Annotated in this window: 17 protein-coding genes; 12 read left to right on the top strand and 5 right to left on the bottom strand. The window is 43.3% G+C overall.

Going from position 1 to position 13105, the window contains the following annotated elements; all coding sequences use genetic code 11:
• Nucleotides 1-229 precede the first annotated feature (229 nt).
• The 7 genes from rpmH (at nucleotide 230) to BUB99_RS18480 (ending at nucleotide 5559) form a co-directional block, all read left to right on the top strand.
• A complete protein-coding gene (rpmH, locus tag BUB99_RS18510; protein ID WP_073125094.1) occupies nucleotides 230-388 on the top strand; it encodes a 50S ribosomal protein L34 in 159 nt (52 codons plus the stop codon).
• Nucleotides 389-421: 33 nt separating this feature from the next.
• Nucleotides 422-823 carry a ribonuclease P protein component gene (rnpA, locus tag BUB99_RS18505; RefSeq protein WP_073125092.1) on the top strand — a complete coding sequence of 134 codons (402 nt, stop codon included), beginning with the start codon at nucleotides 422-424 and terminating at the stop codon, nucleotides 821-823.
• Nucleotides 824-2467 (top strand): S41 family peptidase, encoded by a 1644-nt coding sequence (locus tag BUB99_RS18500; protein ID WP_073125090.1) that lies wholly within the window; start codon nucleotides 824-826, stop codon nucleotides 2465-2467.
• A gap of 12 nt (nucleotides 2468-2479) precedes the next feature.
• Complete coding sequence (tsaB, locus tag BUB99_RS18495; protein ID WP_073125088.1) at nucleotides 2480-3166, top strand: tRNA (adenosine(37)-N6)-threonylcarbamoyltransferase complex dimerization subunit type 1 TsaB; 687 nt, start codon at nucleotides 2480-2482, stop codon at nucleotides 3164-3166.
• A complete protein-coding gene (locus BUB99_RS18490) occupies nucleotides 3166-3684 on the top strand; it encodes a DUF2480 family protein (protein WP_073125087.1) in 519 nt (172 codons plus the stop codon). Before tsaB ends, BUB99_RS18490 begins: the two co-directional genes overlap by 1 nt.
• Nucleotides 3685-3754: 70 nt before the next feature.
• A complete protein-coding gene (locus BUB99_RS18485; RefSeq protein WP_073125085.1) occupies nucleotides 3755-4504 on the top strand; it encodes a segregation and condensation protein A in 750 nt (249 codons plus the stop codon).
• Nucleotides 4504-5559 (top strand): lysylphosphatidylglycerol synthase transmembrane domain-containing protein, encoded by a 1056-nt coding sequence (locus BUB99_RS18480; protein ID WP_073125084.1) that lies wholly within the window; start codon nucleotides 4504-4506, stop codon nucleotides 5557-5559. Before BUB99_RS18485 ends, BUB99_RS18480 begins: the two co-directional genes overlap by 1 nt.
• Before the next feature lie 62 nt (nucleotides 5560-5621).
• Here the strand turns inward: BUB99_RS18480 and BUB99_RS18475 are convergent, their stop codons facing one another.
• Nucleotides 5622-6041, bottom strand: coding sequence for a nucleoside-diphosphate kinase (locus BUB99_RS18475; protein WP_073125082.1), 420 nt, complete (start codon nucleotides 6039-6041; stop codon nucleotides 5622-5624).
• Nucleotides 6042-6192: 151 nt separating this feature from the next.
• Here BUB99_RS18475 and BUB99_RS18470 point away from each other — a divergent pair, with 151 nt between their 5' ends.
• From BUB99_RS18470 to BUB99_RS18450, 5 genes are read left to right on the top strand one after another with little or no spacing between them, the layout of a single operon-like run.
• Nucleotides 6193-7206: a DHH family phosphoesterase gene (locus BUB99_RS18470; RefSeq protein ID WP_073125080.1), complete on the top strand. Its 1014-nt coding sequence runs from the start codon at nucleotides 6193-6195 to the stop codon at nucleotides 7204-7206.
• Nucleotides 7196-8089, top strand: a complete 894-nt coding sequence (locus tag BUB99_RS18465) for an FKBP-type peptidyl-prolyl cis-trans isomerase (protein WP_084190665.1) — start codon at nucleotides 7196-7198, stop codon at nucleotides 8087-8089. The genes BUB99_RS18470 and BUB99_RS18465 overlap by 11 nt, the downstream gene beginning before the upstream one ends.
• Nucleotides 8090-8094: 5 nt before the next feature.
• Entirely contained in the window at nucleotides 8095-8943 is an 849-nt protein-coding gene (locus BUB99_RS18460) for an FKBP-type peptidyl-prolyl cis-trans isomerase (protein ID WP_073125076.1), read from the top strand.
• Nucleotides 8944-8946: 3 nt separating this feature from the next.
• Complete coding sequence (locus BUB99_RS18455; protein ID WP_073125074.1) at nucleotides 8947-9777, top strand: FKBP-type peptidyl-prolyl cis-trans isomerase; 831 nt, start codon at nucleotides 8947-8949, stop codon at nucleotides 9775-9777.
• 4 nt (nucleotides 9778-9781) lie between these two features.
• Nucleotides 9782-10354 carry a non-canonical purine NTP diphosphatase gene (locus BUB99_RS18450; RefSeq protein ID WP_073125072.1) on the top strand — a complete coding sequence of 191 codons (573 nt, stop codon included), beginning with the start codon at nucleotides 9782-9784 and terminating at the stop codon, nucleotides 10352-10354.
• 2 nt (nucleotides 10355-10356) lie between these two features.
• On the opposite strand, the gene BUB99_RS18445 is transcribed toward BUB99_RS18450, so the two are convergent.
• The 4 genes from BUB99_RS18445 to BUB99_RS18430 all read right to left on the bottom strand — a co-directional run bounded on the left by BUB99_RS18445 (nucleotide 10357) and on the right by BUB99_RS18430 (nucleotide 13015).
• On the bottom strand, nucleotides 10357-10830 hold the full coding sequence (locus BUB99_RS18445; RefSeq protein WP_073125070.1) for a nucleoside deaminase: 474 nt from the start codon (nucleotides 10828-10830) through the stop codon (nucleotides 10357-10359).
• An 18-nt stretch (nucleotides 10831-10848) separates the two neighbouring features.
• Nucleotides 10849-11589, bottom strand: a complete 741-nt coding sequence (locus BUB99_RS18440; protein ID WP_073125068.1) for an EcsC family protein — start codon at nucleotides 11587-11589, stop codon at nucleotides 10849-10851.
• A gap of 180 nt (nucleotides 11590-11769) precedes the next feature.
• Entirely contained in the window at nucleotides 11770-12264 is a 495-nt protein-coding gene (locus BUB99_RS18435) for a cupin domain-containing protein (RefSeq protein ID WP_073125066.1), read from the bottom strand.
• Between the two features lie 10 nt (nucleotides 12265-12274).
• On the bottom strand, nucleotides 12275-13015 hold the full coding sequence (locus BUB99_RS18430; RefSeq protein ID WP_073125064.1) for an EcsC family protein: 741 nt from the start codon (nucleotides 13013-13015) through the stop codon (nucleotides 12275-12277).
• Nucleotides 13016-13105: the final 90 nt, after the last annotated feature.

Here is a 13105-nt window from a genome sequence, read left to right as displayed (position 1 = left end):
TCATAAGCAGAGATAGAATTTAAAGCGATTTAGGAGTTATTCCTTCATTTTTAATAACTTGGACTAATAAAGAATGGGTAACTAATTTGTAATTATATAAAAGCTACTTATTTTTGCACTCCATTTTTCAAACGGGCTCTGGTTCAGAGTTTTTTGAAAAACAATGTGATTGATAAAGAAGGGACAGTGATATAATTCTCGTTCCGATTAAGATAAAAAGATAAATAAGATGAAAAGAACGTTTCAACCTTCGCAGAGAAAAAGAAAAAATAAGCACGGTTTCAGGTCTAGAATGGAAAGTGTAAATGGTAGATCTGTCATCGCTAGAAGAAGAGCTAAAGGCAGAAAAAAATTGACAGTATCTGACGAAAGAGGTAGCAAGAAATAAGTTTGAACTTATTTCTATTCCTTCGCTCATAATATGAAGGAAGCAAACGACATAGTTGGCAAACAGGGTTTTTCTAAACAAGAAAGACTCAGTAGCAAAAAAGAAATTGATGCTCTTTTTACGAAAGGAGCATCTTTTCATTTGTACCCATTCTCATTAAAATTTCTTCCCCAAGAAAAAGCCGATGCGTCTGTGCATCAGATTTTGATATCCGTCTCCAAACGGAGGTTCAAAAAGGCAGTGGACAGAAATCACATCAAGCGGCTCATTCGAGAGGCATATCGACTCAATAAGCATTTGATCTCGGATTTAGATCCATATTTGTCAATTGCCTATATTTACACAGCAAAAGAGGTGCAGTCTTTTGCCTTCATTCAGAAAAAACTAATCGCTTCGCTAAACCGTTTATTAGCCAAGTTTGAAAAAGAAGTGTAAATGAAAAGAATTATCATAGGAACAGTAGGAGTAGCAGTGTTGGTAGGGATGTTTTCGTTTACATTCTATAGTGATAACTACTTTGAGATTTCTCGCAATCTCAACATTTTTGCGACCTTGTATCGCGAACTTAATACGCATTACGTAGATCAGTTGCCCAACGAAGAGATCGTTACGACAGGTATCGATGCAATGCTCAGTTCGCTGGACCCTTACACGGATTACATCCCTGAGAGCGAACTGGAGAGCTACCGGACCATTACCACAGGGGAGTATGGCGGCATAGGGGCTATCGTAGGAAAGCGTGATGGAGTTAATACTGTCCTGATGCCATACATCGGATACCCTGCGCATGATGCTGGTTTGCTTATAGGTGATCAGATTACTCACATCGATGGAAAGTCCCTAAAGGGGGTGTCATCTCCGGCGATCAGTGAATTGCTCAAAGGACAGCCGGGTACAGAGCTGAGTCTAATTGTGGATAGGTATGGCGTATCAGAACCCATGCTCATCACAATCGTGAGAGAAAAAATCACGATTAGTAATGTTGCTTATTACGGAATGTTGCAAGAGGATACAGGGTATATTTTGTTGAGTGACTTTACGACTCACGCGAGTGAGGAGACCAAGAATGCGCTGTTAGACTTGAAAGCTAGGGGGGCAAAGAAAGTAGTATTAGACTTAAGGGATAACCCAGGAGGACTTTTGGATGAAGCCATCAAGGTTGCCAACGTTTTTATTCCGAAAGGAAAAGAAGTGGTGAACACAAAGGGGAAAAAGGAATCATGGAATAAAACCTATAATGCGCCTAACCTGAGTACGGATGAAGAGATTCCGCTCGTGGTACTGACGAGTAGTGGTACTGCTTCAGCAGCGGAGATCGTATCTGGGGTGATACAAGACTATGATAGAGGTGTTTTAGTAGGTAAACGGACGTATGGAAAGGGGCTGGTGCAGGCTACTAGACCACTACCCTACAATGCCCAGCTCAAAATTACCACTGCGAAATATTATATACCAAGCGGTAGATGTATTCAGGCTATAGATTATTCACACAAAAATGAAGATGGTAGTGTGGCAAAAATTCCAGATTCTTTAAAAGTAGCATTCAAAACCAGTAAGGGACGAACCGTCTATGATGGCGGAGGAATCAATCCAGATGTGCAAGTCGATGCGCAGAAGTACTCTCATCTTTTGTTTAATATCATTAGCAATGATTTTCTGTTCGACTATGCGACGATTTATCATGCGGAAAATGCGGAAATCAGTTCGTCGAGAAGCTTTGAGTTGTCGGATGCGGAGTATGCAGAATTTGTGACTTGGCTGGAAGCAAAAGATTTGAGTTTTTCGTCTCAGATAGACGAAGCGATCAATCGATTGGTGGATCTGTCTAAGGAGGAAAAATACTATGAAGGACTACAGCCAAGCATAGAGGCGCTCAAAGAAAAAGTATCGAAGATCAAGTCGAGCTATCTGGTCGATTATCAAGACGAGGTTAAATATATGCTCGAAGAGGAGATTGTCAGTCGATACTATTTTCAGGATGGGCTGATAGAGGCTGCTTTAGATCATGATCCCACGATCCTCAGAGCACAGGAGTTGCTCAATAGCCCTGCACAGTATAAGCAAATTTTGTCCAATTAATCACGTATTAGATTGTCCACAATACTCAGTATAGATACCTCTACGAAGAGCGGTTCAGTTGCGCTGATTCGCGCAGGACTAGTAGTAGGAGCTCAGCACTATAATATTGATAAGTCTCATTCGTCATTGCTGCATGTGATGATCGATGAACTGATGAAAAATACTGGAACGACGCTAGAAGAACTTGATGCTATTGCCATATCAGAAGGGCCAGGGTCTTATACTGGTCTTCGTATTGGCGTGTCGGCAGCCAAGGGACTCTGCTATGCACTGGAGCTACCATTGATAGCGGTCAATACGCTGGAAGCAATGGCGTATCAGGTATATCGATACTCCTCTCAGGTAGATTATTTATGTCCTATGATAGATGCTAGACGAATGGAAGTCTATGCAATGGTGAAAAATGGCAGTTTTGAGACGGTACAAGAGACAGAACCTGTGATTGTGGACGAAGAGAGCTTTGTTACGGAACTCGCAGACCATCAGGTGGTATTCTTTGGTGATGGAGCAGCCAAGTGCCAAGAGGTAATCCAGCATCCTAATGCTTCTTTCGTCTCAGAAGTGTATCCATCAGCGGTAGAGGTTGGACTGCTAGGAGCTAAAAAGTATGAATTGGGTCAGTTCGAAAACGTAATTGATTTTGAACCGTTCTATCTAAAAGAGTTTAGATTAGCCACAGCGAAGACATCCAAAAAATAATGCAAGGAGAAATAGTAAATAAGGTCGCAGAGAGTAGTTTGATTACTTTTGATTTAGAAAGCTACTATGATCATGCGCCGCGTGTTCAGTTTGATATCAAGGATAATCTGTACAACGGGCTAGTGCTTCGTGAGAAGGAGTTTCGTGCGTTTGTTTCTAGTCACGATTGGGCGCAGTATGACAGTAAGCATGTCGCGATATATTGTAGTGTGGATGCGATCGTACCGACATGGGCGTATATGCTTTTGACGTCTGTCATCGAGCCTGTCGCTAAGAGTGTCGTGTTCGGTGATTTGAGTCATTTGGAGAATTCACTGTTTCAAACAGCATTGGGACAGGTGGATTTGGAGGAGTTTAGAGATCAAAAGGTGATCATCAAAGGCTGTGGGCGATACCCTGTGCCAGAGTTCGCATACGTGGAGATCACGCGCCTGCTAAAACCTGTGGTGTCTAGCTTGATGTACGGAGAGGCATGTAGTGCCGTACCACTGTACAAACGCCCAAAGGTCAAATCCTAAGTAAACATGTCCCGCTGATTTTTTCAATAGGGCGAATCAATATACCTTTGAGATCTAAGGAAAAGTCAGTTTGAAATTCGAAGTTAAATTACCACTCTTTGAAGGTCCCTTTGACCTTCTTCTCTTTTTTATCGAAAGAGACGAGTTGGATATTTATGATATTCCTATTTCGCAGATTGCTAATGATTTCTTGGATTACGTTCATCAGCTCGAAAAACTCAATATCGAAGTAGCTAGTGAGTTTATCCTAGTAGCGGCGACACTGATGCGCATCAAGGCTAAAATGCTCCTGCCTAGACCCGTGATCGATGAAGAGGGTAATGAGATCGATCCGAGAGAAGAACTCGTGCGTCACCTGCTAGAGTACAAGCGATACAAATCTGTGATCGCTGAACTCGTGCAACTGGAGACGGATCGCATGGATAGGGAGCGTCGAGGCAATATCACCAGAGAAATCAAAGCACTGGCAGAATCGACCAACGTAGAGGCCGAACTCCAGAACCTGGATTTGTTCAAAATCCTCAAGGTCTATCAGAAGGTCATGCAGCGCTACGAGATGGAGAAAAATAAGGTGATTCATCAAGTTGTCCAGTACCCCTACACTATTGCGGACCAAAAGAGTTATATCTTGGACAGTGTTCGTGCATCTGGTCGCATGGCATTTACTGATTTGATCAAAGAGAACCCCGAAAAGATATACGTGATTTTTAATTTCTTAGCGATATTAGAGTTGCTACAGCTGCAACAGGTCAAACTTCACTTGGGAGAAGGCTTTAATAATTTTTGGATAGAAGGACGAGAGGAAGTAGCAGTAGATTAATGGACATTAGCAATAAGAAAGTATTCAAGGTTCTAGACCCGAACAAGATCTGGATTCCTATCGTCCTCGGTTTGGCAGTTGTGTTTTATATGTTCTACAGTGACCCGAACATTACAGCAGCTACGCTTCATCTGATCTTTGATGCCAAATTGTCGTCTGTGATTGTCGCTTTTCTGGTGCTTTTTGCACGAGATGTGGGCTATGTCTACCGGGTCAAAACCATATCGGACGGAGAACTCAACTGGTCACGCAGTATTGTTATCATTATTTTGTGGGAATTCGCTTCAGCGGTTACACCCTCGGTTGTGGGGGGGACGGCCGTCGTGGTATTCGTGTTTATGGCTGAGGGGATCAATGTGGGTAAGTCGTTGGCGTATGTGATGCTCACGGCGATTCTGGACAATCTGTTCTTCGTGATTGCTGCACCGATCGTGATGCTGCTGACGAAGGGTTTGATTTTTCCAGATGTCAAAGCGATGGACTTGGAAATCGGCACGAGCTTGCAGTTGTTGTTTTTTATGAGCTATGGGCTGATAGCAGCTTATACGCTGGTGATGTCCTATGCGCTGTTTGTCAGGCCGCGGGCATTCAAGTGGTTTCTACTCAAGGTGACCGCCATCAGATACTTCAAACGATGGAGAGGAAAGGCCAACCAATATGGTAACGAGATTATCATGGCATCAGCTGGACTCAAAGGCAAAGCGGTCTCTTATTGGTTGAAAATCACTGGCGCAACAGCCTTTATATGGAGTGCGCGCTACCTTATGCTCAATAGCCTAGTGGAGGCTTATCACACGCTGTCTGTGGCAGATCACATGGTGATATTTTCCCGTCAGGTGATCATGTGGATTGTCATGTTGATTTCGCCTACACCAGGGAGTTCTGGTACTGCAGAGTATTTCTTCAATCAGTTTTTTTACGAGTACCTAGGAGACTACACCTTCGTGTCTAGCATCTTTTGGAGATTGATGTCTTATTACCCTTATCTGTTGCTAGGTGCAATATTTTTACCGAGATGGGTGAGGAGTCGGTTTTTTCAGAAGAATACGAAATGAAAAAAGGTTCTTTTCGAGTTTAGTCAAAAAGAACCTCTTCCGATATCTTGATAAGATGTGTCTTATATTTTCTCTATCTCAGAGAAGTAGAATGAACCTTCGATAGCAGCATTTTCGTCAGAGTCAGAGCCATGCACTGCATTTGCTTCTAGTGATTTAGCAAACAATTTTCTGATTGTACCTTCTGCAGCATCATCGGGATTAGTAGCGCCGATGAGTGCTCTAAAGTCAGCTACTGCATTTTCTTTTTCGAGGATAGCAGCGACGATTGGTCCTTTGGACATGTATGCGCATAACTCTCCGTAGAATGGTCTTTCACTATGTACAGCATAGAATTGTCCAGCGTCCTCAGCTGTCAGTTTTACTGTTTTCATCGCTTTGATTGTGAATCCTGCTTCTTCAATCATTTTGAGAATTGCTCCTGTGTGTCCGTCTGCAAAAGCATCCGGTTTTATCATTGTGAAGGTTTTATTGTTCGTCATTGTTTCTTGTGATATGTGTTTTCAAAAGGCGCAAAGTTAAGGCTATTGGGTTGGATAAAAAAGCCAAATCCCCTGATCCAAAACTAGAAAGGAGCAGGCTTTTGGTTTTACCATAAAAAATGTCAATTTTGCACACTGTTTATCATGATAAATGCAGAATCTAGCAGCTCTTAAGGAAAAATTAAACCTACCCAAGCGAATAGTTATCACCACTCATGTCAAGCCAGATGCGGATGCTTTAGGCTCTTCATTAGGATTGGCAGGTTATCTATTGAAGCGGGGACATCAGGTGTGTGTGATCACTCCTACGGACTATCCAGAGTTTTTGAACTGGATGGATGGCAATGAAGATGTCATGATTTTCGAGGGAAACGAAGAAAAGGCACAGTATCTCGTAGAGAATGCTGATTTGGTCTTTTGTCTTGATTTTTCTAGTCTGAGTCGAATTGGAGCGTTGGGAGAGTTAGTACGTCAGTCGGAGGCCGAAAAGGTACTGATCGATCACCATCTAAACCCTGAGACTTTTGCGCAGTATGTTCTATGGAGTACAGAGGCAGCAGCTACCGCTGAATTGGTTTTCGACTTGATAGAGATGCTAGACGATGTGGAGAAGATAACCAAGGGGATGGCCGAAGCACTGTATGCGGGACTGATGACTGATACGGGCAATTTTAAGCTTCCAGCAACCACACCTCACGTACATAATATCGTGGCGGCTCTAATGGAATTGGGTGCAGATGTATCTAAAGTGAGCCACTGTGTATATGATGATAATTCACTGGATAGAATGAAGATGCTCGGTTTTGCCTTGTCCGAGAGATTAGAAGTGATAGAAGGGAGTACAGTCGCTTTCTTTTATTTGACACTTGAAGATAAGAAGCGATTCAATTATCAGACGGGTGACTCTGAGGGACTAGTCAACTATGGGCTAGCTGTCAAGGGGGTTAATGTGTCTGCTATTTTTATCGAGGAAGAGAAAAATGTGAAAATTTCCTTTCGTTCGTTTGGAGATATTCCAGTGAATGAGATTTCAAGAAAATATTTTAATGGTGGAGGACACAAGAATGCCGCAGGCGGCGCATCTTTTGATGATCTACAAACCACGATCAATAAATTTAAAGACTTAGTTCAGAACCAAATAAAAGAATTAAACTATGAAGCTTAACACCCTATTGTCACTATCAATGATCGCACTAGCGACATTATTTTCTTCTTGTGAAGATACTGCTACAACCAAATCTGGAGTTGTCGTGTCTTATGAATCTAGAGGCGATGAAGCCCTAAAGGATAGTAGTGTACTGTTGATTAATATGAGGTATATCACCGAGACTGGTGCGGATTTATTCAACTCTGCTGAGCGTGGAGGACCGATTACTTTGCCATACTACGCAGCGCAGTGGGATACGTCTAGAGTATTTTACGAAGTGTTGAGCACTGTCAAGGTAGGCGATAGTATCAGCTTCCAAATCGATGCAACAGAGCTATACCTCAAAACATTTGGACAGCCAGTGCCAGATTCTATCGGTGCTGAGTCGAACATTCAGTTTTATGTAGGAGTAGAAGATCAGATGACTTTTGACGAGTTTCAAGAGTACAGAGTTGCTAGAGTAGAAAAAGAGCAGGCTAAAATGGCTGAAGAAGAAAAGTCAAGAACAGAAGAGCAAGGTGCTGAAATCGATACTTTCTTGTCAGAAAACGGCATAGAAGATGTAGTCGTCACTGAGTCAGGATTGAGATATGTAATCACTGAGTCTGCTGAAGGACCAAAGCCTGTTGCTGGTGATGTGGTTATCGTTCATTACAATGGTACGTTGATGGATAGCACTAAATTTGATTCGTCTTACGACAGAGATCAACCTTTCGAATTTCCATTGGGTCAAGGAAGAGTGATTCCAGGATGGGACGAAGGTATCGCGCTATTAAATGTAGGTTCTAAGGCAACTCTTTTCGTTCCTAGTGCATTAGCATATGGGCCTAGAGGAGCTGGCGGAATCATCAAACCTAACTCTATCCTGAAATTTGAAGTTGAGTTAATAGGTATAAAATAAGAATTATGAAAATAAGAATTATCGCTACTGCGATGTTGGTAGCTACCGTCATCTTTACTGCGTGTAAGGATGACGAGAGCACACCAGAACCAAGAGGGACGATGGAGGAGTATTTGGCTGAAAACGATGTGTCAGAGTTTACATTGAGCAATACAGGTCTCTATACTCGAACGGATATCACTGGTGAAGGAGAGGAGATTAGTGGCGATGATGTTATTTATTTTTACGTCAAGATTCATTCGATGAATGGCGATTTGCTCTATGATGGATTTAAGGACTCTCTCCAATGGGTTACCTCCCTGAATGATTATGCGATTGCTGTCCCTGGTATTTTAGAAGCACTGAGAGAGATGAACTTAGGAGACAAAGTGACTATGCTCACGCCAAGCGAACTAGGGTGGGGACAGTACGGCGTTGATGGGGTGGTTCGCCAAAACGAAGACCTGATCATTGAACTTGCTGCTGGGGAATTTAAGTACTCTATAGAACAATTCGTAGCGGACAATGATGTAACAAGTGCGCAAAGCACATCTGAAGGCTTGTACTATACTATCGAAGGAGAGGGAGAAGGAGACTTTCCTGCAGATGGGCAATCTGTGACTGTGCATTATACAGGGTATCTAATGGATAGCACGAAGTTTGATTCGTCGATCGATCGTGGTACTCCGTTTACCTTTGTGATCGGGCAAGAGTCTGTGATAGAAGGCTGGGAAAAGGGTCTGACTTTCTACAAAAAAGGTCAAAAAGGAACCTTATTCGTTCCCTACGAAATGGGTTATGGTCTCAATAGTACAGGTGAAATCAATGCTTACGATGACCTGATGTTTGATATTGAAGTGATTGACGTACGTTAGTAGATGAAGATAATTAAAGAAGGTTTCTTTTTGGGAGTATTGGCGTTGATCTCGATGGTGGTAGCGTGTAATGACCCTGTTCAGGATGAGTTAGAGTCGCAACAAAAAGTATATGAAGATTCTCTAGCTCAGGCTCAAATAGACTCTAGTGTCATTGTGGATTATTGGGATGCCAATGACTATGGTGATACCTTGATTTACTCTGTTAGTGGGATAGAAGGAAGAGGAGTCCGCTATGTGATTCTTGAAGATGGAACGGGAGATTACCCAGTTATCAATGATATCGTTTCGATTCATTATGTGGGGAAGTTTACTGACGGAACTATTTTCGATACATCTATCGATACGTTGGCGCTGATGACCGATAGTTTGGCTTGGGTTGAGGTTTGGGAAGATTACCCTTTGGCGGATAATGATTTTTCTCAAGAGACGCTTTATGTCGGAGAAACAGTGGATGACAATGGCACTAGAGTGTCCGTAGATACGATTGATGTCACGGGAATGACGACAGGAGAGAAGCTCACAGAATTGGCTTTTTCATCTGAGCCATTAGATATCACACTCTATTATTCCTCTCGTAGTTTTACTCCTACGACCTATAATCATACCGAGACGGGGACAGGGATACCCTCAAATTTTGTGTCGGGTTATAGGACTGGATTGCATGCCCTGACTCCTTATCTTAACCATGGAGCTAGTGGTTTGATGATATTCCCATCAGCGTTGGGCTATGGTGTATATGGGACTGCTGGTGCGAATGGTACAGGTAGTGATGTGATTCCTGGGAATACGGTTATCGTATTTGAAATTTATTTGCAGAATATCAGACCATAAGTGAATGAAGATCTGCTTTGCGACCCATAATCCGAATAAACTTAAAGAAGTAAGACAGATATTAGGAGACCGATTCGATGTAGTCGGTCTTCATGATATAGGGTGTGATGAGGAGATTCCAGAGGATGGCATCACTCTTGATGAAAACTCCCATATCAAAGCAGCTTTTGTAGCTAAAAAATTTAAAATCAACTGTTTTGCTGATGATACAGGACTAGAGGTCGAAGCACTCGACGGAGCGCCAGGCGTTTACTCAGCACGTTATGCGGGAGAGCAAAAGGATAATCAAGCTAACATAAGATTATTGCTCGAAAAACTCCAAGGACATGCCAATAGGAGGGCTCGTTTCAGAACCGTGATTACCTTGCTTGTGGATGGGGTCGAACATCAGTTTGATGGCGTAGTAGATGGTCATATCACTACTGAACTAAAAGGTCATGAAGGCTTTGGTTATGATCCTGTATTTGTTCCTGAAGGTCATACGACTACCTTTGCTGAGATGAGCGCTGCTGCCAAAAATGAGATCTCTCACAGAGGACGTGCCATGCATAAACTTGTCGCATTTCTCCAGTCTTAACTTTAGTATTTCGTTTTATCCTTCTTCGTTACCCAAAGGTCAAATATAGTTTGAGCTTCATCTCTCATTTCTTGTTGTGTCAAGATTTGGCGCGAGTGGATAGGTAGAGCGATCTCGTCGTATATGAACTGATCATCAAAACCAGCAGTAGCAGCATCTGTTTTTGCGCTAGCATAGTACACAGCCTCGGGTCTAGCCCAGTAGATTGCTCCGAGACACATGGGGCAGGGTTCACACGTCGTATAAATATCACAGTTCTCTAGCTGAAAACTCGATAGCTGCTGACATGCATTACGAATAGCATTGATCTCTGCATGAGCAGTAGGGTCGTGGGTAGCGGTGACAGTGTTGTGTCCTTGACCGATGACCTGACCATTTTTAATGACCACTGCAGCGAAAGGACCTCCTTCTCGCGACTGTACCGAATCGATAGCCAAATTTATGGCCATCTGCATGAATTTAGGATGGAATGACATGGGACTAATATAACTCGATTAGTTGATTGGTGAAAGTTGATTGGAATTCAATTTCCTGAGTCTGTAGGCATTCATAGCGGTCTTGCCTAGACGGTACGTAAGTTTGTGGTTAGTGCATCCACCCACTACAGCTCCTATGCCAGGGATCATTTGAAACAATTTGATGAGGTCGAGATTGTTGCGGTACTCTAGTTGGAAACCGTGCCAGTTAAATTCATGTATGTTCTGAGGGAGTTTAGCTTTCATTTCATCCCAGTTAGCGATGATGTCATAGGTTCGTAGTTTTCTTTGACGGGAAGAAAACGCGAGTTGGAATACATGGAGTATAAACAGACGCTCTTGGAAATCTTTGGTATCGTACCCGTATAGTTTAGCAATTTCAAAGAGCATTTTCATCTTGATACTGAGCCATAGTGGAAAGTCCGCTACGCTACTGACCAGCCCACCAAGACCAGTGATGGCGCCCTGTGCTGCGGCAGAACTGGAGTAAAACCAGATTGTCTCACGAATCATCTCTTCGGCATGATGGATCGCTATGGTTCCTTCGCGTTTGGGTGTACTGAATTCTGCTCCATACAAAACAGCACGCATGATGTCTTTGATGGCGTGAGTGATGATGGTATGTATTTGATGTGGAATCAGTCGATTGAGCTTGCGCTGTATTCGCTTGATGGTACGAAACGAGGGTGCAGGTGGATGTGCAATTTGATGCTTCCAGTCGGCTAGTTCCGAATTAATTTTCTCTCGATAAATGTTCACCTATAATGTTGTTTTATTTTCAGTTAGGCTGGAAACAAAACAATTAGGTTGATAGCATTGCTACCATCTAAGGGTGGTTTATTCTCCTTGCTGAAGGGAGAAATAACTATGCAAAGAAAGCTTGTATGTACATATAATTGAATCCGTATGAATGCGTAAATGTCAAGCTACGCAAATTGCCTAACAGCGGGTCAAGCGGCTAATAACTTCTGAATGGTCGGGGAATGTAGCGTTGAGATCGGCACGATTGGCGAGTTCGAAATCCTTGAAATCAAAGCCTGGAGACACCGTACACCCTACTAAGGCATGTGCATCTAGTGCTGCTACTTCTGCTGCAAACCACACACCGGCTGGGACGACGTATTGTGGAACTTGCCCCATGCCTAGGTCGTGCCCAATCTCTATCAGCTCGTGGCGCCCATCCGGATGGATGAGATGGAGATCGATGGTCGCTCCTTGGTAGAAGTGCCAGATTTCGTCTTGTTCGATTCGGTGAAAGGCAGAGAAAGTCTCAGAAGTCAGTAAATAATAGATGCACGTGGAGTAGTTACGTGCCCCGTCAAAGGGGGAGGCAAGCTGGATACTGTCTGTGCTGCGGTAGGTTTCTTTGTAATAGCCCCCTTCTGGGTGTGGTACGAGTGCGAGGGTTTGGATCAAGTTGTCTAAATCAGTCATTTTGGAGGGGTTAATCTTCAATTTTGGGTGTGTTTTGAACGAGCCGCATGCGGTAAGCGTTCATGGCTGTTTTACCTAGGCGGTTGGTGAGTTTGTGGTTGATGTAGGCACCAACTACCGCACCGATTCCTGGGATTAGCTGCAGGAGCTTGGCGATATCAAGGTGATCACGGTACTCCTGTTGGAACGTGCGCCAATCGAAATTATTGATGTCTTCGGGCAAATTATTTTGGTTTTGTTCCCAGTTGGAGATGAAGTGGTAGAGTTCGATACGGCGCTGTTGACTAGAAAATGCCAATTGAAAAACGTACAGAATGTAGATTCGCTCTTTGTAGTCGTTGGTGTCAAACCCGTAGCTATGGGCAATCTCGAAGAGCATTTTCATCTTGATGCTCAGCCAGAGCGGAAAGTCTGCCAAACCACTGAGAAAGCCTCCGAATCCCGTGATAGCTCCTTCGGCAGTGGCCGACGAGGTATAGAAGTTGATCCGTTCTTTGACATGGTCTTCTGCGTCCATGAGATTGATGGGACCAGTGATTTTATTGCTTGTCGTGAATGCTGCTCCGAAGAGTACGGCGCGTGTCAGTTCCTTGACTGCTTTGGTTATCACTTGATGGACTTTTTCTGGGATGAGGTTTTGGATTTTGGATTGGAAATTCTTGATGCTCTCGTTGGAGAAACTCGGCGTGCGCTGCATCGTACTTTGCCATTCGGCCAACTCTCGGGTGATTTTGTCTTCGTAGCTGTTCACAAGGGTAAGTTAGTCATCTAGAGGGGTGATTCACAAATCGGATGTTCGAAGATAGTCTTGGAGGGTATTTCCCTACTAAAATGAACATGG

Origin of the sequence: Reichenbachiella agariperforans (assembly GCF_900142205.1) — a bacterium.
In the GTDB taxonomy this organism is placed as follows: domain Bacteria; phylum Bacteroidota; class Bacteroidia; order Cytophagales; family Cyclobacteriaceae; genus Reichenbachiella; species Reichenbachiella agariperforans.
Note: the sequence above shows the minus strand (reverse complement) of the source record. Positions and strands in the feature narration are given on the sequence as shown.